Origin of the sequence: Aquimarina sediminis (genome assembly GCF_002895435.1) — a bacterium.
Lineage (GTDB): Bacteria > Bacteroidota > Bacteroidia > Flavobacteriales > Flavobacteriaceae > Aquimarina > Aquimarina sediminis.
In genome coordinates this window covers 501,046-523,674 of the sequence record NZ_POYJ01000001.1, presented here as the reverse complement: position 1 = coordinate 523,674, position 22,629 = coordinate 501,046, and the positions used below count along the sequence as shown (strand labels likewise).

The 22,629-nt window shown below is 31.9% G+C and carries 20 protein-coding genes, 1 other RNA gene and 1 pseudogene; 17 read left to right on the top strand and 5 right to left on the bottom strand.

The window, feature by feature from the left end; all coding sequences use genetic code 11:
* The first annotated feature begins 2 nt into the window (after window positions 1–2).
* Window positions 3–902, top strand: coding sequence for a Ppx/GppA phosphatase family protein (locus tag C1X07_RS02365; protein ID WP_103068362.1), 900 nt, complete (start codon window positions 3–5; stop codon window positions 900–902).
* A 26-nt stretch (window positions 903–928) separates the two neighbouring features.
* Here C1X07_RS02365 and C1X07_RS02360 read toward each other — a convergent pair whose 3' ends face one another.
* Window positions 929–1,594 (bottom strand): Crp/Fnr family transcriptional regulator, encoded by a 666-nt coding sequence (locus C1X07_RS02360; RefSeq protein WP_103068361.1) that lies wholly within the window; start codon window positions 1,592–1,594, stop codon window positions 929–931.
* Window positions 1,595–1,840: 246 nt separating this feature from the next.
* Here C1X07_RS02360 and C1X07_RS02355 point away from each other — a divergent pair, with 246 nt between their 5' ends.
* The 9 genes from C1X07_RS02355 to C1X07_RS02320 all read left to right on the top strand — a co-directional run bounded on the left by C1X07_RS02355 (window position 1,841) and on the right by C1X07_RS02320 (window position 10,261).
* Complete coding sequence (locus tag C1X07_RS02355; RefSeq protein ID WP_103068360.1) at window positions 1,841–2,386, top strand: nuclear transport factor 2 family protein; 546 nt, start codon at window positions 1,841–1,843, stop codon at window positions 2,384–2,386.
* Window positions 2,387–2,674: 288 nt separating this feature from the next.
* Window positions 2,675–3,946: a diaminopimelate decarboxylase gene (lysA, locus tag C1X07_RS02350; protein WP_206604198.1), complete on the top strand. Its 1,272-nt coding sequence runs from the start codon at window positions 2,675–2,677 to the stop codon at window positions 3,944–3,946.
* 11 nt (window positions 3,947–3,957) lie between these two features.
* Entirely contained in the window at window positions 3,958–4,224 is a 267-nt protein-coding gene (locus C1X07_RS25200; protein WP_206604197.1) for an acyl carrier protein, read from the top strand.
* Between the two features lie 413 nt (window positions 4,225–4,637).
* Window positions 4,638–6,212, top strand: coding sequence for a class I adenylate-forming enzyme family protein (locus tag C1X07_RS02345; RefSeq protein WP_103068359.1), 1,575 nt, complete (start codon window positions 4,638–4,640; stop codon window positions 6,210–6,212).
* 2 nt (window positions 6,213–6,214) lie between these two features.
* Entirely contained in the window at window positions 6,215–7,111 is an 897-nt protein-coding gene (locus C1X07_RS02340) for an alpha/beta fold hydrolase (RefSeq protein ID WP_103068358.1), read from the top strand.
* Window positions 7,112–7,113: 2 nt separating this feature from the next.
* Window positions 7,114–7,842 (top strand): DUF6733 family protein, encoded by a 729-nt coding sequence (locus C1X07_RS02335; protein WP_103068357.1) that lies wholly within the window; start codon window positions 7,114–7,116, stop codon window positions 7,840–7,842.
* Window positions 7,843–7,926: 84 nt separating this feature from the next.
* Window positions 7,927–8,982: an NAD-binding protein gene (locus tag C1X07_RS02330; protein ID WP_128755175.1), complete on the top strand. Its 1,056-nt coding sequence runs from the start codon at window positions 7,927–7,929 to the stop codon at window positions 8,980–8,982.
* 11 nt (window positions 8,983–8,993) lie between these two features.
* A complete protein-coding gene (locus tag C1X07_RS02325; RefSeq protein WP_103068355.1) occupies window positions 8,994–9,845 on the top strand; it encodes a hypothetical protein in 852 nt (283 codons plus the stop codon).
* Window positions 9,846–9,847: 2 nt separating this feature from the next.
* Window positions 9,848–10,261 carry a DUF3293 domain-containing protein gene (locus tag C1X07_RS02320; protein ID WP_103068354.1) on the top strand — a complete coding sequence of 138 codons (414 nt, stop codon included), beginning with the start codon at window positions 9,848–9,850 and terminating at the stop codon, window positions 10,259–10,261.
* Between the two features lie 276 nt (window positions 10,262–10,537).
* Here the strand turns inward: C1X07_RS02320 and miaE are convergent, their stop codons facing one another.
* The gene (miaE, locus tag C1X07_RS02315) at window positions 10,538–11,119 is read right to left on the bottom strand and encodes a tRNA-(ms[2]io[6]A)-hydroxylase (RefSeq protein WP_103068353.1); all 582 of its coding nucleotides are present in this window, start codon (window positions 11,117–11,119) and stop codon (window positions 10,538–10,540) included.
* Between the two features lie 160 nt (window positions 11,120–11,279).
* On the opposite strand from miaE, the gene C1X07_RS24895 reads away from it, so the two are divergent.
* Entirely contained in the window at window positions 11,280–11,429 is a 150-nt protein-coding gene (locus tag C1X07_RS24895) for a hypothetical protein (protein WP_164914078.1), read from the top strand.
* Window positions 11,430–11,459: 30 nt separating this feature from the next.
* On the opposite strand, the pseudogene C1X07_RS02310 reads toward C1X07_RS24895, so the two are convergent.
* Window positions 11,460–13,263, bottom strand: a pseudogene (locus C1X07_RS02310) (DNA polymerase III subunit gamma/tau).
* A gap of 127 nt (window positions 13,264–13,390) precedes the next feature.
* Here C1X07_RS02310 and rnpB point away from each other — a divergent pair.
* The 3 genes from rnpB to bshA all read left to right on the top strand — a co-directional run bounded on the left by rnpB (window position 13,391) and on the right by bshA (window position 16,117).
* Window positions 13,391–13,711, top strand: an RNA gene (rnpB, locus tag C1X07_RS02305) — RNase P RNA component class A.
* 438 nt (window positions 13,712–14,149) lie between these two features.
* A complete protein-coding gene (locus tag C1X07_RS02300) occupies window positions 14,150–14,779 on the top strand; it encodes a hypothetical protein (RefSeq protein WP_103068352.1) in 630 nt (209 codons plus the stop codon).
* Between the two features lie 210 nt (window positions 14,780–14,989).
* A complete protein-coding gene (gene bshA / locus C1X07_RS02295) occupies window positions 14,990–16,117 on the top strand; it encodes an N-acetyl-alpha-D-glucosaminyl L-malate synthase BshA (protein WP_103068351.1) in 1,128 nt (375 codons plus the stop codon).
* A gap of 32 nt (window positions 16,118–16,149) precedes the next feature.
* Here bshA and C1X07_RS02290 read toward each other — a convergent pair whose 3' ends face one another.
* Window positions 16,150–16,638 (bottom strand): outer membrane beta-barrel protein, encoded by a 489-nt coding sequence (locus C1X07_RS02290; protein WP_103068350.1) that lies wholly within the window; start codon window positions 16,636–16,638, stop codon window positions 16,150–16,152.
* A 92-nt stretch (window positions 16,639–16,730) separates the two neighbouring features.
* Window positions 16,731–17,543 carry a DUF1338 domain-containing protein gene (locus tag C1X07_RS02285; RefSeq protein WP_103068349.1) on the bottom strand — a complete coding sequence of 271 codons (813 nt, stop codon included), beginning with the start codon at window positions 17,541–17,543 and terminating at the stop codon, window positions 16,731–16,733.
* 161 nt (window positions 17,544–17,704) lie between these two features.
* Between C1X07_RS02285 and C1X07_RS02280 the strand changes: the two genes are divergently transcribed.
* The 3 genes from C1X07_RS02280 to C1X07_RS02270 all read left to right on the top strand — a co-directional run bounded on the left by C1X07_RS02280 (window position 17,705) and on the right by C1X07_RS02270 (window position 22,542).
* On the top strand, window positions 17,705–18,190 hold the full coding sequence (locus C1X07_RS02280; RefSeq protein ID WP_103068348.1) for an Lrp/AsnC family transcriptional regulator: 486 nt from the start codon (window positions 17,705–17,707) through the stop codon (window positions 18,188–18,190).
* A complete protein-coding gene (locus C1X07_RS02275) occupies window positions 18,180–21,101 on the top strand; it encodes an FAD-binding and (Fe-S)-binding domain-containing protein (RefSeq protein ID WP_103068347.1) in 2,922 nt (973 codons plus the stop codon). Before C1X07_RS02280 ends, C1X07_RS02275 begins: the two co-directional genes overlap by 11 nt.
* 232 nt (window positions 21,102–21,333) lie before the next feature.
* The gene (locus tag C1X07_RS02270) at window positions 21,334–22,542 is read left to right on the top strand and encodes a hypothetical protein (RefSeq protein ID WP_103068346.1); all 1,209 of its coding nucleotides are present in this window, start codon (window positions 21,334–21,336) and stop codon (window positions 22,540–22,542) included.
* Window positions 22,543–22,629 lie beyond the last annotated feature (87 nt).

Sequence of the window (22,629 nt, the reverse complement as noted above, 5' to 3'; positions counted from 1 at the left end):
TTTTGTTAACTATAGAAAAATACGGAGCCATTGATATAGGCTCCAATGCGGTACGATTATTAATATGTAGTGTTCATGAAGAAAAAGGAAAATCTACACGATTTAAAAAAACTAGCCTTGTTCGTGTTCCTATACGTTTAGGAGCAGACGTTTTTAAGACCAAAAAAGTTTCTCCTGAAAATATTACTAGGATGATTGATGCTATGCAAGCATATCAGCTTCTTATAAAAACACATAACGTGGTTAGATATAAAGCTTGTGCAACGTCGGCTATGAGAGAAGCAGAGAATGGAGAAGAACTGGTTAATCTAATAAAAGAAAAAACAGGGATACAAATAGATATTATAGATGGAAAAGATGAAGCAGCCATCATAGCTATGACAGACTTACACGAGTTGGTTAATACAGATGCTACCTATTTATACGTTGATGTAGGTGGAGGGAGTACAGAATTTACATTATACCATAATGGTAACACAATTGCTTCAAGATCATTTAAACTAGGAACGGTAAGACTACTTAATGACTTGGTTTCTGATGAAATATGGAAAGATGTAGAGTTTTGGATAAAAGAAAAGACCAAAAATTATAACCGAATAGCGCTAATTGGATCAGGAGGGAATATCAACAATATTTTTAAGAATAGTGGTAAAAATAATGGCAAATCATTATCGTTCTTGTATTTAAGTTCTTATTATAAACTACTTAAGTCTCTTACTTATGAAGAAAGAATTTGGCAACTTAACTTAAATCAAGATAGGGCAGATGTTATCCTTCCAGCCGTACGGATATATTTATCTGCCATGAAATGGAGTAATGCTAGAGAAATTTTTGTACCAAAAATTGGACTGTCTGACGGAATTATCAAATCATTGTACAATGAAAAATTGAATAATAGTTAGAAGCCAAATTTTTGCTATTGTGACTATTAAACCTGATAAGAACCGTAATAGTTAAAGAAATCCTTTTTTAGAACTATTTTTTGATTCTGATAATCTATTAAAGATTCGCATTTTAGTTTTTGTATAATGTTATTAACACTTACTCTAGATGTTCTGATATAATTGGCAAGTTCCCCTTGATCCAAAGGAGAATTAATTATTATATTATCAGTTTTTGGGCATAGATACCCAAATTTTTCTTTAAACTCTACTAGAACTTCTATTAACCTAGATGCGGTAGATTTAATGTTCAGTATTCTAATTCTTTCTTCAAGTATATTATGTTTTTCTCTCCAGATTTGAAACAAATCTTTTTCCAGATCTTGATTCTTTTTTATGTTTTCATAAATACTGTTCATGCTAAATGTTTGTATAGTAGTTTTTTCATCTACAGATTCAAAACTATAGTTAGAACTCGAGTTCTGTAGAACACCAATCCCTCCAAATATTTGATTTTGATTTAGTACTACAAGAATAAGCTCTTGCCCATTCTGATGTGTACAACTAACCTTTACAATACCATTAACAATAAAGTACATGTTATTAAATAGATTTTCTTTATGTGTTATAAATTCATTTTGGTTATAAGTGCAATACTTATACATTCCATTGTTTATAAGAATATTAAACAATTCTAAGCTAATTGTTCTCATTATTTTGTGAGTTTTTGTTGAGTTTCATCAATAAACTGATAGATATGTTAAAATATTGTTATAGAAGTAAGAGATTTATTGCAAATAACACTCAATTGTTTTGATATAAAACCATAAAAAGGGCTCAGTCTTAAGTAATATAAATGAGATTTTGTGTTAGATTTTTTATAAGTCGATTTTTTTGGTTGCTCTAATTTCGGTAATCAAATCAATTAGATATTTAATAATTTTTAATTACACACAATCATGAAAAAAGTAAACTTTAACAAATCGATTTTTGTAGCCACTTTGGCTATCGGGGCATTAATCGTAATCTCATTTACCGATTCTTCTAAATCCAAAAAAATTAGCATAGACTACAAAAGCTCTGTTGTTAGCTATTTTGGTACCAACAGTATTAGTAAGGCAGACTTGGTAAAAGAAGCAAAATTGATAGACATTGCAGATAGACGATTTGAGACCAAATGGAAGAATAAAGACCCCAAAGGAATATCAGAAGAGTATACGGTAAAAGGTTCTGTATTTATGAAACCTGGTGTTAAGCCTAGACTTGGAAGAACAGATATTGAAAAAGAATTTACAGAAAGTGTAAAAGGGGTGGATAGAGTGGAGTTCTACCAGGACGAATTAGAGTTTTATGGAGAGATGGATGTAGCCTTTCAGAGATGTCATATGTTGGGGTATGTAAACTCTAAAAAAGAACACATTTTTGAAGGATCATATATTATTCTATGGAAAAAAGAAAATGGGAATTGGCTAATACAGTATGATATGTTTAATTCGGATAAATAATAGTAGTACTTAGTCTCCCAAAAACTTGTAGCTTCTCCTTCAACGCACCCAGATATTCAAAGTAATAATCAATAGAAGTAGGATATCAAAAAAATGCTAGAGATACATCATGCTATTCTCTGAATTTTGTTTGGTAACAATAACCCCTACAGTAAATATTATACCATTTATAGAAGAGAAATAATCAGCACATATTTATAATACTTATTTAAAATAGTCCGATATAACTGCATATCTGGTAGAAAAAGAAAAGAAAAGAAAAATAATAAACAATAACTTAAAGCTATTATGCAAACACACAAAACAAAAATTATTGCTGCAGTAAAAAAACACGGTACACCATCGTATATTTATGATGGAGAAAAATTAGTATCAAATTATCAACGATTAGTAAATGCTTTACCCGACTGTGTAGACGTTTTTTATGCCTTAAAAGTGAACCCAAATGTCTCTTTGGTAAAACTATTAAGATCCAAAGGGGCTTGTACAGAAGTCTGTTCTATTACCGAATTGGAAATTGCTTTACGAGCAGGTACTCTTCCTCAGGATATTGTTTTTTTAGGCCCATCAAAAAAAGATTATGAACTTAAAAAAGCCATTTCTCTTGGATTATTTGCTATAGTTGTAGAATCAGAGACAGAATTAAAAAGAATCTCAGAATTTGCCAAAGAAGCAGGAGTAGTAGCAGATGTTGCTATTCGAATAAATCCAGATTTTTCTGCAAAAGGTTCTCCTTGGAAAATGGGCGGAAGACCTACTCAATTTGGTATTGATGAAAAACATGCAGTGGAAAATTTTGGGAACTATTTAAGCATGTCTAATATCAATATAAAAGGAATACACGTATATAATGGTACAAATATCTTGGATGCACAATCAGTATTTGAAAATACCAGATATATATTAAACTTATACGACCACATTAGTAAAAAATACAACACAAATTTCTCTATGGTCGATGTAGGAGGAGGAATGGGAATCCCATATTTTCCTAATCAGGTAGAATTGGATATCGTTGAATTTAAAAACCTAATGACTCCTTTGTTTGGTTCATTCAATAAAAAGTATCCTAATACTAGAATTATCATGGAATCAGGAAGATTTATTATTGGAACTGCGGGGTATTTTACTGTAGAAGTTAATAATATTAAAATTAACCATGGTAAAACGTTTGTTGTGACAGATGGAGGAACAAATTGTCATTCTGCCTCAGCGGGCTCTGGTAGAGTGGTAAAGAGAAATTTTCCAATGGAAAATATTACATCAATCTATGAAGAAACTGAAACTTATCAGGTGGCAGGACCTCTATGTAGCCCAGATGATATTATTGGAAGAAATATAGATTTGAAAAAAACTAGTGAAGGGGATCTTTTAGTTATAACAGATTCAGGAGCTTATGGACCCAGTTCATCTCCAGGTCTATTCCATAGTCATGGATTTCCCGTAGAGGTACTGGTCTATCAAGATGAAGTACATTTAATTAGAAAAAAAGACACTTCAGAGGATATCATTGATAGACAAGTTGTAGTAAATTTTGAAAAAGAACCTGTATTAAACTAAAAAAAAAAGCGATGAATAATAAGATTTTAGAACTCATAAAAGATGGATTGGTAGATAGTATAGCCAATTTAAACAAAGAACAAATACATTTAGATTCACATCTCAAAAACGATTTAGGAATTGATTCTCTTTCTTCGATGTTTTTTCTAACATTTCTGGAAGATAATATAGAAGGATTTGAAGTAAATGCCGATACAATTGAAGCCAGGCATTTTAACACTTTACAAACAATTTTTGATTACGTACTTTCAGAATTGGGAATAGAAGTAGCAGTATAAATATTGTAATGACAAAGTGTTGGTAGCTATATTAGATTTATCCATAAAAGTAGTTGCTAAGAGATTTTTATGGTGATTCTAGCTCAATACACGATAAGAAGTGTTCTTATTTATAAAAAGAAGAACACTTCTTACAAATTACAATGCTGAAATATCAGAGTTTTACATTTTAATATACCCATATCAAAAAATGAATTTCTCTGAAAATGTGCATGATTATATCATTTTGCAATTAAGCTAAATCTGAAATCCATCTCGGATTTTTTAAACCTTCTCTTTTTACTAACAAAATATCCTTATAGATAATAGGACTGCTATTATATAGGGAAGGAATTCTTATGCTCTTTTATAAGCAAAATGAAATGCCGAAATAGAAAGAAAAAAAATAAATAGTTATTTAAAACGAAAGAAAAATGATACCCTTACTTCAAAATTTTTTAACCCAAAATTCGCAAGTATATCCAGATAAAGTTGCTGTTTCTATAGCAAAAAAGAAGTATACATTTAGGGATATTGATGAATTATCCGATAAAGTAGCGGTCTCTCTTCAAAATTCAGATGTGAAACGTGGAGATAGAGTTGTTATCCTTTTGGGAAATACAATTGACACTATAATATCCTTTTGGGGGATACTCAAATCAGGTGCTGTAGTTATTCCGGTAGGAATAGAATTAAAACCAGAAAAAATAGAATATATACTCAATGATTCTAGTGCTACGGCATTAATAACCAATCATGAGGTTGTAAGTCATAATCAATCAATGCTAGAGAGATCAGGGCTGTCAAAAGTAATCATATCCGGAGAAAAAGGAGCTACCTCTGGCAAATTGTACGAATACATGTCAAATATTTTATCTGCCGAAAAATCAGAGATTGTTTACACTGGAACAATTAGTATTGATTTATCCGCAATAATATATACCTCGGGATCTACAGGAGAGCCAAAAGGGGTTATGCTTACTCATCAAAATATGATTGCCGCAACAAACTCCCTAAATGCTTATTTGGGATATAGTATAGATGATAATGTTTTATGCGCACTTCCATTATCATTTGATTACGGTTTATATCAGATGATTATGTGCATATCTACAGGGGCAACATTATTATTGGAAAAAGAATTCACTTGGCCCATTTTCTTGTTAAAAGCAATAAAAGAAAAACAAGCTACAATTCTTCCGGCTGTCCCGACTATGGTTACTATGCTCTACGAGCAAAACAAAAAATCTCAGTTGGATCTATCAAGCATCCGAGCAGTGACCAATACTGGTGCTGCACTTACAGAAAACAATATAAATATGGTAAAGACACTGTTTTCTAATGTTGAGATCTTTTCTATGTATGGTCTTACAGAATGCAAACGATGCACCTATTTACCACCACAAGATATTGATAAGAAACCCAATAGTGTAGGGGTAGCTATACCTAATACAGAACTTTGGTTGGTAGATGATGATGATAATAAGATCGATGAACCGAATACGATAGGTCAATTAGTTATCCGTGGAGCAACCGTTATGCGTGGGTATTGGAATAAACCTCAAAAAACAGCAGAGAAGCTAAAAGAAGGGAAATTTTCTGGAGAAATGGTACTGTATACAGGAGATTACTGTTCACTAGATGAAGATGGGTATCTATATTTTAAAGGAAGAATGGATCATATGATAAAATCTAGAGGAATAAAAGTAAGTCCAAAAGAAGTTGAAGACTATATAAATGCAATTCCAGAAGTCAATGCAGTATTAGTTACAGGGGTTCCTGATCAGGATTATGGAGAAGTTCTGTTTGCTTTTGTTGTACTCGCAGATGATAATGAAATCTCAGAAGAAGAAATTATTTCACAATGTAAAAGAGACCTGGAAAGTTATAAAGTGCCTGAATATGTAAATATTATAAAATCCATGCCTAAAACACCGAACGGGAAATTTGATGTAATACGCTTAAAAACAATTGCATTAGAAAAGGCAAACATCAAAGCAACCGTATAGTTATGGAAACAGTAGAATGTATTGAGGAAATTATCGATATGGATGATTTTAAAATTGCTTCAAAAAGATGGGGAAATCCAAATGGGATACCAGTGTTAGCACTACATGGGTGGCTAGACAATGCAAATACCTTTGATAAAATTGCTCCATTATTATCTGATAATATATACCTCGTAGCAATAGATTTAGCCGGGCATGGGCTATCCGATCATAGGACAAGTGATGCTTCCTATTATCTATGGGATTATGCATTAGATGTGATAAGGATAATAGAAAAGCTGGGATGGAAAAAGTGTGCAATATTGGCACACTCTATGGGAACAGGGATAGCATCTATTATCGCAGGAGCAATGCCAAAGATGATCACCAAATTAATATGGATTGATGGACTCGGAGCTCCTTTTGTTATTGAAGAAGATGAAATTGTTTCTGGATTTAGAAAGTCTGTGCAACAATTGAAAATGGCAAAAAAAACAAGATTGTACGGTTTTTCTAATAGCGATGAAGCCTATTTTAAAACAAAGGAAGAAGCAATTCAAGATAGAATGAATAGCGTTATAGGGAAAATCTCTCATGAAGCATCTTCTTGTCTGGTAGAACGATCCTTGTTACCAATATCTGGTGGTTTTAGATGGACATATGATCCCAGAATTGTCTTATCAGAATGTTATCGTATGACAGAGAGTCAAGCCCAATTGTTCATTAAGAATATTCAATGCAAAACACTGATCATTTTAGGAGAACAAGGGTTGTTTTCCAATGGGATGTTTACTTCGCGTATTAAACAATTTAAAGATGCAGAAGTGCATTGGATCAGTGGAGGGCATCATCTACATTTGGAAGAAGCACATAAGCCAATTTCAAAATTTATAAACAATTTTTTAAACAATAAACTTTGATCATGAAAAAAATCATAATCACATTATGTGCATTTATATTGTCAGTACATATTATTTATGCCCAAGAAACAGAGACAAAAAAGAAAGCCACTTTTGCAACCAAAATTATACATAATAGTGTCGCTGGATTTTATCCTATTTTCTTTGGAAATTTTGAAACCAATAAAAACTATGACATCACTATGTATAGTATTTTTTGGACCAATACATCTTTTGGTAACTTAGAATCTGGTAGTGATTTATTATTAGAAACAGGAGTTGGAATTGGATTTAAATTGTTAGATAATAAGCTATATGTCAATCCTACTTTTGGAATCTCTCATGGTAAATTTTCTTCAGATAGTAAGGAAACAAAAATAGGAGAAGGGTTAGTTCCTAATCTATTTGTAGCCTATAATGATGGTCTTTTTGATTTTGAAGGATACATCGCCTACTATAAATCACTCAGAGAAGACGATGGAATTGTTACAAAAGACTATCTCTTAAACTGGGCGGCTCCGGGAATACAGATAGGTAATCGGGTTGTTCTCGGGGCTTTTTACGAATCATTTGGTATCACAAGACTGGAAGATGCACCCGGAAGTGTAAAGATTTACCAATGGTTGGGAGGCTCAATAAAAATGAAATTTGATAAAGGAATAGCCTTTAGAATTTCTGCAGGATCAACATTAAATACAGATGTGGGTACTTCCGATGAATTTTATAAAGTCTCTGCATTTATTCCATTATAAAACCAAATTTATGTCTAGAAACATTTTTTGGATATAGGTGTTAAGTAAGTTGTCATATTTATCAGTTATAAATAATAGAAAAACGTGAACGATATAGTAAGATTTATTTCAACTATAAGAAAGGAGTATCCAAGTTCTGAGATGCCGTTTTTAAACAAGCAATTGCAACGGGTACAAACCAATAAACCGTATCAAGGGTTGACAATTTTACACAATACACCTTTTACAAGAGAAACAATAGTAAAATTGGGGATACTCCATGAAGGAGGAGCTACTATAACGGTAACTTCTCCTAGCTTTATGGAAGTAGACAAAACATTGACAGATGCTTATATTAAATGTGGAGGTAGATGGAAACAACAACATGAAATAACAAATGAAACGTTTGACTTGCACTTAGATTGTGCAGGTGAATTAATTGATAAAACCCCTCCAAAAATAGGAACTGTGGAAATTACAGCAACAGGAACGAATAAATATGGATCTATTAAAGTAGATTATCCAATTATTTCAGTAGACAAAAGTAAAATAAAAAGTTTGGAAGGGGTACTTGGAACTGGGGAGGCTTTTTTGAGAGCTTTTGAAAAGTTAAGTCAAGAAGATACAACAGAGAAAAAAATTATGATTTTCGGATATGGAAAAGTGGGTGTAGGAATTGCATACTATCTAAAATCAAGGACTGAAAACATTATAATTGTTGATAAAGAACCTCAAAATGTAGAAAAGGCAAAACTAGCAGGATTTGAAAGTTACACATCAGATAATAAATCGAAAATCGAAAACTTAGCCTCAGAAATGTTTGCTATCGTAACAGCAACTGGGGTGAAAGATGTGATTAGCAACAATTTTGATAGTAACTTTTTTAAAGGGAGATATTTAGCAAATATGGGGGGTGAAGATGAGTTTGGTTTTAGTTTTAAAGCAGAAGAAGTTATGTGTAATAAAAAACCAATAAATTTTTTTATAGAAGCACCTACATTAATGCGTTATCTAGATCCTGTGTTTTATGCTCATAACCTTGGGGTTGATTTATTGCTATTTGGAAGATTAGATAATGGTCTACACCCTTTTCCTGAATTTATTTCTGAAGAAGTTGTAAACGATTGGGTAAGCATATTTAATGAAAAGGTAAACATTTAAAATTAATTAAAATGCTTAAACTAAAATCTCTTTTAGCCAAATATAAGCTTTCAATATTAAATGGAGGTAAATATCCCATATTAACCAAAATATCTGCAGATTATAAAAACAAACATGAAATTTTGCATTACCCTTTTGATTACAAGGGATGTATGCAAGAAGAAGTAGGTAAGCATATAGCAGATATTTATGAATCAATTGAGCATAAACCAAATGACGAATTGGTAAAAGAAGCCTACAAGCAATTAGAAATCGAATTGATAAAACAATTTGAGTTTGTAAAAAAAAGAACTGACATTAAATTTGAGCCTTATACAGGAGAAGGGGAGCCTTATTCTAATAGTTATGAAATGCTTGTAGATATAAACAACCATCATTTATATTTTTTTAAAACAGCGTCTGGTTTTGGTGAAACCGAATATAACGAAGTGAATATTATGCTAAAGAAAACGGGAGTTAAAATTGGAAAATACGAACTAGTTGTAAATGATTTGTTTAGAATTGTTCATGATATTTTTGGTCATGCAATGAATGGTAATGGGTTTGGTCCTATTGGAGAAGATAATGCCTGGTATGACCATCTCCAAATGTTTTCTCCATTAGCAGCCTCTGCTTTATCTACTGAGACTCGTGGACAAAATTGTTGGGTGAATTTTGGACTCCACCTAAGAGATAAAAATAATCAACTATTAAAAAAAGGTCAAAAGGGATGGATTCAACCTTCTGAAAGACCTTTTGCCTATCAAAAAATGAATATTCTCCCAAGTTATATTACAGGAATTGAAGTGTATAAAGATGTCGGTAGAGTGAAAGCAAAATATGTAAATTTTTGGGACCCATTCTTAAGTATTTTAAATTCATAAGTATGAATGATTTTTTACATCAAGCGTATATGGAAACTATTTATACTATTTCCGATAAGGGTAAAACCTTTACTCTTAAAATAAACATTCCTAATTTAGAATTTAACTCCTGGTGCATGGCTAAAAAAATTGATTCTTGGGCTATAATTACAGCATTTAATCCTTATTCACAAGAATTTACAAAAGGTGAGAACGAAGAATTGAATGATCAATTAAAGAAAATGATTGTAAAAAAGAACTTTTCATTTAATGAGGCAAAAGGGATCCCTAATACTATAAACTGGGAAGAAGAAGATAGCTTTTTTATTCATAATATCTCTTTGGAAGAAGCACAAGAAATTGGAAGTTTTTTCAGGCAAAATGCCATTGTTTATGGTTTAAATGGTGGTTCAAAAAATATAATATGGTTAGTGTGAAGTATCTATAACACGGGAAGTATAATTAATTACAAAGTATTTATTTTTTTAACACTTTAATCACATTTGGTTTTTGTGTTTTTTATGGAAATGGAAGTACAAGGGGAGTAGTGAATTTTAAAACGCTAATTTTTAATTGGAAACAAGTAGTATTAGAAAGCATAAACTTTTTGAAGTTTGTGCTTTCTTAGCTACTATTTATTAATTCTTATCTTAGTAAGAATAGTATAAACAAAAAGGTTTATGTCGATATAGTCGAAAAAACAGCAAAAAAACCTATCCGTGCACAGTCTCTTTTTTTCCAAGGTTTTTCATAATTTCAGCTTCATAAACAAGCAGATTTTCCCACTTTTTATCAACTTCTGTCCGATCGCCATATTGGCGGGCAAAATTTAAAAACATAGTATAGTGGTTGGCTTCACTAACCATTAAGGTTCTGTAAAAATCAGCAAGTTCCTTATCTTCTAACTCCTCAGAGAGCAGCTTAAAACGCTCGCAACTTCTGGCTTCAATCAATGCTGCATATAACAGTCTATGCACTAGTTGAGTAGTTCTGCTTCCTCCTTTAGGGAAAAAAGTAATTAATTGAATGACATACTCATCTTTACGATCCCTACCCAGAACCCATCCACGTTCTATAATCTTATCATGTACCATTTTAAAATGACTAACTTCTTCTTTTACAAGTTTGATCATTTCCTGTACTAATTCTGTATATTCAGGAAAACTAACAATAAGGGATATGGCTGTAGAAGTAGCTTTTTGCTCACAATAAGCATGATCCGTGAGTATCTCTTCAATATTTTTTTCTACTATATTTACCCATCTCGGGTCTGTGGGAAGTTTTAGACCTAGCATACATCTTTTTTATAGGGTTATTAAATAATTTTATACAAATATATTGAAGTGAAGTTGATTTTTTTTTAAAGGTTAAGGTAATTGTTAGCTTTATAGTTTTTTAATGATTTAGGGTTGTAAGTTTTCTTTTGCAAATGCCACTAATAAAAAAATAGAATTTATGATGGGAATATTTGAATATTTAACCGGAAGGGGTGGAATAGTAGTACTTGGATTATTTGTTGCTATAGTAGTTTTGTACACTAAAATTAGAGACAGAAACCAATTTAGAAGAACTCTTCTGGAAAGAAAAACAACAAATGATTTATAGCTTAATTGCTATAGTCTAGATATTTTTAAATTATATATCTAAGTCAAATGAAGAACGTAATTTATCAATTAGAGGGTTTTTTTCTCTTAATTTATCATATTTATCCTGTGGAGTAAAAGCATATTTTTTTGAAGCTTCTTCATTTACTGTTATCTTAAGTGCAATGCTATAGTTTTGTAGTTTTTTGTATAAAAACTGTAATAACCCAGATTGAGCAGCCTCAAGATCAACTTTCATTGATTGGTTTGGTAATTCTAGTAAAATAGTATTCTCATTAAGAGTAGGTATATTCATTGCGAACATAGATCCTATAATACGTTCACCCTTTTTATCTTGTATTTTTCCATATTCTATCCATAAAGCTTGCATTTGTGATTCGGTAAAAGCCTCTGAAGGTAGATTTTGTGGATCAACAACTTTTTCTTCTTTGCTCTCTTCATGTTCTTTTTTTCTTTTGATACTACTTAATGAAAGCCCAGAAGTTTTACGTTCTCTGCTTAAAAGAGGTGATTTTTTCTCAATAGCAACAGGGGTAGCTTGTTTATCATCAACTATGTTCGGAATACTGTTTTCCTGTACAATAGGCTCTTTTATACCAGTAACATCATTTGAGGAGGATATTGTTTTTTCTTCAATCTTTTGTGTAACATTATTTTCTTGCGCTTTGGCTTCAGCATTTTGCTTTACATGAGCAGGGATTTTAATACCTTCAATACCTTTGCTCCTAAAATATGAAGGAGGAATTATGTAAGGTTGGTCATTTTTTTTTTTTTTCTCCATCCGTAAGGATAGAGGCAAGCTGCATTAAGCACAATTCGACCAGGAGTCGTTGATTACGACTTGTTTTATATTTTAAGTCGCAGTCGTTGGCAAGCTCTATACCTTTAATCAAAAAATGATTAGGAGCTTTCTGAGATTGCTCAAGATATTTGGCTTTTGTTTGTTTACCTACTTCCAGAAGATTGATTGTAGCTTGATTTTTACAAACTAATAAATCTCTAAAATGAGACGCAAGACCGGATATAAAATGATGTCCATCAAATCCTTGCGCCAAAATTTCATTAAATTCGATAAGTAACTGTGGAATATTATTTTCAAGGATTAAATCTGCTGTCTTAAAATAAGTCTCGTAGTCTAATACATTAAGATTTTCTGTAACAGCCTGGCGAGTAAGATTTGTACCACTAAAACTTACAACTCTATCAAAAATGGATAAGGCATCTCGCATCGCCCCATCTGCCTTTTGAGCTATAATTTGTAATGCATCTTCATCAGCAGTAATGCCTTCTTGCTCAGCTACCTGCATAAGATGGTTTTTAGCATCGGTAACAGTTATCCTTTTAAAATCAAATATTTGGCAACGCGATAGGATTGTGGGTATAATTTTATGCTTTTCTGTGGTTGCCAGAATAAAAATGGCATGCTTTGGAGGTTCTTCTAATGTTTTAAGAAAAGCATTAAATGCTGCCTGTGATAGCATATGTACCTCATCAATTATATATACTTTATATTTTCCTACTTGTGGCGGAATACGTACTTGATCTATAAGGCTTCTGATATCATCTACAGAGTTATTCGAAGCAGCATCTAATTCAAAAATATTAAAAGCAAAATCTTCATCAGGATTCTCATTTCCATCCTGATTAATCGTTTTTGCAAGGATTCTTGCACAAGAGGTTTTTCCTACTCCACGAGGTCCGGTAAATAACAATGCCTGTGCGAGATGATTGTTGTCAATTGCATTAAGTAGCGTATTAGTAATTGCCTGTTGCCCCACAACATCTTTAAATGTTTGGGGTCTGTATTTACGGGCTGATACTATAAAATGCTCCATCGCTACAAAGTTAAAAATTGCAAGCAAATAATAGATTCAACTGTGCTGTTTTTATTTTTAGTTATTAACAGTATAGAATAATTGAATATGGATAGTGTATAGAACATTAATTGTCATATTTTTGCAGAAAGCAGATCACCTTATCGCTGTTCGCTTTTTGCGGAGAGAGGAAAGTCCGGACACCATAGCACAGTATAGCGGGTAACTCCCGTCATTTTGAGAAACTCAAAATAGGACAAGTGCAGCAGAAAGAATGTACAGGTAATGCTGTAGTGAAATCAGGTAAACTCTATGCGGTGCAACGCCATGTAAACCAGCTTTTGAGGGTTGTGCGCCTAATGTTGGAGGGTAGGCGGTTAGAGCTAATGAGTAATTGTTAGTCTAGATAAATGATAAGGATATTCGTTTTAACGAGGAAACAGAATCCGGCTTATGATCTGCTTTTTTTATGATTTCCAAAATTCAAGGATACCCGACTCTAAATGTGTGCATCTTACAGTTTATAATCTTTGTTATAATGATTCTGCAAACAATAAAACCTTAATCTTGATAAGGTGAAACCATTGATTTTTTGTTGTAAGTATTTAAAAAACAGTCTTTTGTATAGGTATGGAGATATTTTATACTCTAAACCACGCGTTTTATACTATCAGAATAGCTTTTCATGTACTATCATTAAAAACAGATAATCTATTAGGATAAATTTACAAGCACCAAATATATACTCACTAAAAATGAGAAAAAGTAGGATTAAACTCTTGTATCCATATTATAACACTTAGGTGTGTTATATCTTTTTACTAGAGTAGCTATATAATATCATGTATTTTCAATACCATTTTTCAATGTTTTTAAAACTCACCCCTAAAATTAAACTCTTAAAATTATGAAAAACGTATTTTTTTTAGCAACAATGATCTTGATTTTTTTTTCTTGTAATAAAGAAGATTTGACTTCCGAAATTCAAACAGAAGAAATTAGCATTATTTATAATGAAACAGAATATAAAACTAGTTTAGACGAGCATGACCAATTACAATTGTCTGAACTTAATGAAAATGTTCAAAATGCAATCATCAATGGTCATAGTTTGGAATTAGCTAATACCAATGCCATTTATTTGTTTGATAGCAAAGTCGAAAAAAGCAACTTTATAAAACAACATTTGGGTCTCACAGATGTAAAAGTAGATAATAGTAAAGTTCCTACACCGACTAGAGTAGTTTTATTTACTCACAAAAATTTTGGTGGAGGAAAGAGAGTTGAGAAAAATGATTTTAGTATTAAAAATCTTAAAAAAGCTCCATATCATTATGATAATGTGATATCATCTTCCAAAGTACGCAATAAAAAATCCTCATTTTACTATGTTGTAATATTCTATGAGCATAAAAATTATCTTGGAAGCTCACACACCATAATTGTCTATCCTAACAGCAATAATAAACTGTCAGACTTTAAAACAGTCGGGTTTGATAACAAAACAAGTTCTATCAAAGGATTTTTTCTTAGGTAAAATATTTTGTGTATATCTATTATCAATGGGTTGATTTATAATTGCATGATATATTTTTGATTACTAAGACCTGGATTTAACTATTTCCAGGTCTTTTTTGATATAATTTATGGCTTGTCTTTTAAAAAAGAATAAAGGTATTTTAAAACTCCTTTAACAATACCCAATACTATTTTTCTCGTACCTTGTGCATCAAGAAAAATTATCTGAATGAAAATTGCTATAGTTTGTTATCCTACCTTTGGAGGTAGTGGAGTGGTGGCCACAGAATTGGGAATTGCATTGGCCAAATTGAATCATGATGTTCACTTTATTACATACAAACAACCGGTTAGGCTTAATTTGTTAAATCCGAATATTCATTTTCATGAAGTAAATGTTCCTACATATCCGCTGTTTCATTATCAACCATATGAACTAGCGTTATCTAGTAAATTAGTTGATACTATTAAAAAATTTGAGATTGATGTACTTCATGTACATTATGCTATACCACATGCATATGCAGGATATATGGCGAAAAAAATGCTTAAAGAAGAAGGTATTCATATTCCTATGGTAACGACATTACATGGTACAGATATTACTTTGGTAGGAAATCACCCTTTTTATAAGCCTGCAGTAACTTTTAGTATTAACAATAGTGATATTGTTACCTCTGTCTCTGAAAGTCTTAAGGAAGATACGTTACGGTTGTTTGATATAAAAAAAGATATTGAAGTTGTTCCCAATTTCATAGATGTAAGCCAAAGAAAGACTAGTTTTACCGATTGCCAGAGAGAACTAATGGCGACCCCAGAAGAACGTATTGTAACTCATATAAGTAACCTTAGAGCAGTAAAACGTATATCAGATGTTATAGATATATTTTATAATATACAAAAAGAAATGCCCGCCAAGTTATTAATGGTGGGAGAAGGACCAGAACGAGAGCCTGCAGAACAAAAGTGTAAAGAATTAGGAATAGAAGAAAAAGTTATCTTTTTTGGAAATAGTAATGAAATAGATAAAATATTATGCTTTTCGGATCTATTCTTACTTCCGTCAGAAAGAGAAAGTTTTGGTTTGGCAGCCTTAGAAGCCATGGTAAATAAAGTACCTGTAATATCTAGTAACACAGGTGGAATTCCAGAAGTAAACAAACAAGGGGTTTCAGGCTACTTAAGTGATATAGGTGATGTAAAAGAAATGTCAGAAAATGCTATTAAAATTTTAGAAGATGATTTGAGGTTAGAAAATTTTAAAGCTAAAGCATATAAAGAAGCAGAGCGATTTGATGTAAATCAAATCGTTCCTAAATATATCGCTTTGTACGAAGGCGCATTGGCAATATCTTAGGAACGATTTGAATGTTTTTCTATGTGTAAGAATTAAAATTGATAACGTACTCCTAATCCAATATCAAGATCTAAATCATCATTATAATCCCCAAAACCAATTTCAGGCCTTAAATCTACTGAAACTACTAATGGTATATTGAAATTATATTCTATACCAACGTCTCCGGCTAGGAAAAAGTAGCTGTCACTATCGTCCCTAAAAATAGTATCGTTATCATAATCAATGAAAGCAATACCGCCTCCTGGACCAACATACCAATTAAATCCTTTATCAAGATTAAAAACCCATTGATACAAAGCAGTTGTTTTTATGGCATTACCATAATTAAAATCTCGCCAGCCTAGGTCAAACTCTAATCTGTTTTTACTGTTCAATCCTAATTGATAAGAAACTTCGGCTCCAAAGCCATCATTGTCTCCAAATCGAACTCCCAGCGCATGCTTAGAGAACTCCTGCGATTGGATAGTACCTATGGTACCGATTAAGAAAGCAGCGAAAATTAAAATACGTTTCGTCATTATATATTGGTTTAATATTTAAATTCTCGATTATAACGTCACAAATCTACTATTCTGTTATGCAAAGTTCTTAAATCTTTGTTAATGTTAGACTAGCTGTCTTGTAATTGCATATCAGTACTCTCGAAGATTTTATCTGCAGAATCTGCTATAAAGCCGTTAAAAATGGCACCTTCATTATTCATATATCTAAATGAGAATTCGTAATAACAAGATGTTACTTTTTTAACATTTTCTACAAATTTTACATCGGTTGTATCAGCCAAAATACTAGATTGTTCTAGTAATTGAGATGAAGACCCTTTTATTTCACCTCCAGAAACATTCATTTTAAAAAGATTTTTCTTTAAAAATTCGTTTACTTGAGTTAAATTATCAAAGGTTTTTAATTTATTAACATCTACAGTAAAATGATTAGAACAAAAACCGTTAACATACATCCATGCAGCATATTCAGATTCTTCTAGAAGTTTTTGGTAGGTTTTAAAAGAAGGAGTAGACCAAACTCTCCCTTTTAAAATAAGATTGTCTTGTGTAAACAATTCTTGATCAACATGGTTTAAAATGTTCTGAATTGTTTCTTGTAGTTCTACAGAAAACTCTTCGAGAAGTAATTCGCTGATAAAGATTTTTGGGGCATTAGGATCATTCTTATGCTCAAAATGTTTAGCGAATAACTTTTTGGCTTTAAAGTAATATTCACCTTTTACTTCATAACCCATTGCAATAAAAGGTTTTGATAAAATATCTATGCCAACTCTTGGGTCACTAAAAGTGCGTATAGCAATATGATCATTAAAAACAGTGTTGCCTTCAGCCTCGAACAAAGACTTTACTTTTTGTGCAGAAGGAGTTTTTAATGCGTATTGTTTCCAGAGTTCTTCAAAAAAAAGATCCAATTCCATTTTAATAATGTTTTTATTTTATACAAAATTATTATTTTTGACTATTATTGTGTGCATAAACATATTATTTAGCTTTAATTAGATATATTTTGTGTCAATTTACTATAGTGTTTTATTTTTGTTACCATTTTGACTTTTGATCTTTTAAATTTTCAATTAGTATGAATCATTTTGATTATATAGACCAACAGATATTATTACAGATAAGAGAAGATGCGAGAAAACCCTTTTCACAAATTGCTGATAATCTGAAAATTTCGAACTCTTTGGTACATCAAAGAATTAAAAAATTAAAACAGCGTGGGGTAATAAAGAAAGCAGAATTTGTAGTTGATGAAAAACAAATTGGTTTTAAAACAAAATCATATGTTGGTATTCGTTTACGTGAAGCTCGGTATGCAGAAGAAGTGGTAGAAGGTTTAAAAAAAATACCAGAAATATTAGAGTGTAATTATGTATCAGGAAATTATGCGATTTTTGCTCTTGTTTTTGCGTTTGACAACCATCACTTACGTAAGATTTTATATGAACAAGTACACCAGATTGATGGAGTAGCTGGAACAGATAGTTTTATTTGTTTTGATACTAATTTTAGAAGACCGGTTTCCCTTAATTCTTTAGGAAAGAATAATACATATGATAAATAACAGCGTATTAATATCATTACAGAATCAACTAGATGGCGAGTTACAATTTGATTTACTTACCAAATCTCTTTATGCTACTGATGCTTCGGTATATCGTAGAATTCCTATAGCCGTCGCATTTCCGAAAACCACTCAAGATCTAAAAAAAATAATCAAATTTGCATCGCAACATACTATTGGGCTTATTCCAAGAACAGCCGGAACTTCTCTTGCAGGGCAGTGTGTTGGTGATGGAATTGTTGTAGATGTTTCTAAATATTTTACCGAGATAATTAAAGTAGATACAATAAAAAAAACGGTAGAAGTTCAACCTGGTGTGATACGGGATGACCTTAATAGATATTTGAAACCTTATGGTTTGTTTTTTGGTCCTAATACATCAACATCTAATCGTTGTATGATTGGAGGAATGGTAGGTAATAATAGTAGTGGTACAACCTCTATCCAATATGGCGTTACGAGGGATAAAGTATTAGAATTACAAACTATATTATCTGATGGTAGTGAAGCTACTTTTTCTGAATTATCAAAAAATGATTTTTATCTAAAGATAAGTCTGGATACACTCGAAGGTAAAATTTATGAACAAATTCATCACGAGCTTTCTTCAACACATGTTCAGAAACAGATAGCTACTCATTTTCCTAAACCAGAAATTCATCGTCGTAATACAGGGTATGCAATTGATGAACTGGTAGGTTCAGAGGTATTTTCTAATACCGATGAGCGTTTTAACATGTGTAAATTGTTGTCAGGTAGTGAAGGAACACTAGCTTTTACCACCCAGATAACATTACAATTAGACGATTTACCACCTAAAGAATCGTTGATGATTGCTGCCCATTTTAAAACTATTGATGACTGTATGAAGGCTGTAGCACCTGTCATGGAACATCCACTTTTTACCTGTGAGATGATGGATAAAACTATACTCGATTGTACCAAAAATAATATAGAACAGCTTAAAAATCGATTTTTTATTATTGATGATCCCAAGGCAATTTTGATGCTAGAACTTAGGGCCAATGATTCTGACAGTTTAAAAAATCTTCAGCAAGAATTATTAAAAACTCTAGAAAGCTCTACAGTTAGTTATGCTAATCCTGTTTTATATGGATCAGAGATTGACCAAGCATTAGAGCTTAGAAAAGCTGGATTAGGATTATTAGGGAATATTGTAGGTGATAAAAAAGCTGTTGCTTGTATAGAAGACACAGCAGTGGCCATACCAGATTTGGCCAATTTTATATCAGAATTTACCGATTTAATGCAAAAGTATGATCAACAATCGGTATACTATGCCCATGCAGGAGCAGGAGAAATTCATCTCAGACCTATACTTGATCTCAAAAAAAGCGAAGATGTAACATTGTTTAAAAAAGTAACAGATGATGTAGCATTATTAGTAAAGAAATATCAGGGCTCTATGAGTGGAGAACATGGTGATGGTATTGTAAGAGCTGGATATATCCCTCAAATGATTGGTGAGGATAATTATAAGATTATAAAACGAATCAAAGATACCTTTGATCCAAATCGTATTTTTAATCCTGGTAAGATTGTAGATGCTTATCCTATGGATAAAAAAATGCGATATGAAGTAGATCGAAAAGAACCGGAGATTAACACGATATTGGATTTTACTGATTCTTTAGGGATTCTTAGAGCCACAGAAAAATGTAATGGAAGTGGAGATTGTCGTAAATCTGTTGAAGCAGGTGGAACCATGTGCCCCAGTTATAGAGCGACCAAAAATGAGAAAGATACAACTAGGGGAAGAGCAAATACATTACGAGAGTTTTTGACAAATAGTGAAAAGCCAAATAGATTTGATAATAAGGAACTAAAAGAAGTTTTTGACCTTTGTTTAAGCTGTAAAGGATGTTCTAGTGAATGTCCGTCAAATGTAGATATTGCTACATTGAAAGCAGAATTTGAATATCAGTATCAAAAGAATAATGGAATATCATTACGGACCAGGCTTTTTGCAAATAGTAATCGATTAAATGATTTTGGAAGAATTATTCCTGGATTAACAAATTTCTTTTTTAAGAACAAGATAACTTCAGGAGTTTTGAAATCAACTCTGGGTATTGCTAAAAAAAGAAATTTACCCTTATTAAGCCCACAATCATTAAGAAGTTGGTGCAGGCTGAATTTAAATGAAATACAACCTAAGCGTACGATTAAAACAGTGTATGTTTTTATAGATGAATTCACAAATCATTTGGATGCCGAAATAGGTATAGATGCAATAGAACTATTGACAAGATTGAATTATGAAGTAAAAGTTGTAGATCACCAAGAAAGTGGACGTGCTTTTATTTCAAAAGGCTTGCTAAAACAAGCAAAGAGTTATGCTAATAAAAATATAGAAATTTTTAAAGATCTTATAACAGAAGTAACCCCTTTGATAGGATTGGAACCATCTGCTATACTTACATTTAGGGATGAATATTTAAGACTGGCGGACAGTAGTGCAAATGCAAAGGCTATAGCAAAAAATACATTTCTAATAGATGAGTTTTTGCATGATGAAATAAAAAAAGGTAATATTGCTTCTGAGCAATTTACTTCTGAAACAAAAACAATCAAATTGCACGGACATTGTCATCAAAAAGCTTTGTCAGGTATTCATAATACATTTACAGCACTAAACTTACCTAAAAATTTTAATGTAACAATTATACCTTCTGGGTGTTGTGGTATGGCAGGCTCTTTTGGTTACGAAAAAGAACATTATGATATTAGTATGAAAATAGGCGAGCAAACTTTGTTTCCATCGGTACGAAAAGCAAGTCAAGATGTTATCATAGCAGCAGTAGGTACAAGTTGTAGACATCAGATTATGGATGGAACCAATAGGCATGCTGTTCACCCTACCAGTATATTAAAAAAGGCACTACTATAAACAATCATTTTTATAAATAATTGTAGTTACAGTATTGCTATAAATTGATAGTTAACTTCTGTTTTCTTTGATTTTAAGGAGAACTCTGCTGGTTTTAATACGTTAATAAAATGTGTTTTTTATCCGATTTATATGTTTTTTAACTGATTTTTATGCTAAATTTATTGCTTTTAGTTAAAAAAATTAACAAAAAAAGTAGTACTTTAGTATTTAACCCCCAATCAGAAGAATTATGTCAATTTGTAGAAAAAAATATTCGTTTATTTTAAGTATATGTAGCCATATTTTTTTTCGATCTAAAAACATTTTAATATTATTCTTCATTTTTACTTTTAACTTTTATGGGCAAATAGATGCAAATGCACTTTTTGTTTTACCAAAAGCCACAACAGCAGAAATTAATGGGATTTCCACTCCTAATGAAGGTTCAATGGTATATAATAGTGATGATGGGTTTATTTATAAATATACATCTAGCGCATGGGAATTAATAAATGATGGGAGTGAGACTAATATTGTAGCGGGCGATAATATTGTAATTACAGGAACAGGTACTGCATCTGACCCTTATTCTATTACATCTATTCCAGCTACTCTAACTCAGAATGCCGATGGAACATATACTTTTTCTAATGGAGTTGACCCAGATGTAATCATAACACCAGGAAGCTCTGGTAGTACTCCTATAGTTTCACAATCTAATGCTACTGGAAGCTGTACGAACCAATTTGAAACAAATGAGACTAAGGATGTGGTTATTCAAGGGGATTTTTTTGACGGAAGTGCATCTGTGACTATAGCAGGGCAAACAGTTAATTCTGTAACCGTAAATAGCGTAAATCAAATAACAGCAAATGTAACTTCAGGAACAACACCTGGTGATTATGATATCCAGGTAACTACCACAGCGGGTACAGGGACATTGCCCAATGGCTTCAGTATAAAAACGGCTTTAGTAACATACAATTACGCCGCAGGTGATATTGTTTTATCTAATCAAATGTCCTATGTTACTGGTACTTTGGATAGGACAGCAGGTGCGGGCTGGAATCAACAAGGGTATTCTACAGTCTATCAGATAAATTTAGGAGCAGAAGGACATCTTAATTTTACTTCAGGACCTAATAATAGATATAGAATGATTGGATTAAATAGTGATCCTGCCACAAATGCATCCTACGCTTCAATTGATTATGCAATTTATCTGGTTAGTAATGGAAGAGTATATGTATTTGAAAATGGGGCAAATAGAGGATATAAAACAACATATGTCGCTGGAGATCAATTTGAGGTTAATGTAAGCTGCGAAGGGGTTGTATCTTATTTAAAAAATGGAAGCACGTTTTATACTTCAACGGTTAGTCCAAGTGGTGCATTGTATTTGGATACGTCGTTTTATAATTCTTTAGCAAATATCTCTAATATATCAATAACTTATTAAGCATAACTTGACTCCATAATGCTATAAAATATGTTCAAAAAGAGAATAACTTGGACTACCTTATCTATTTTTTTTACGATGAATTAA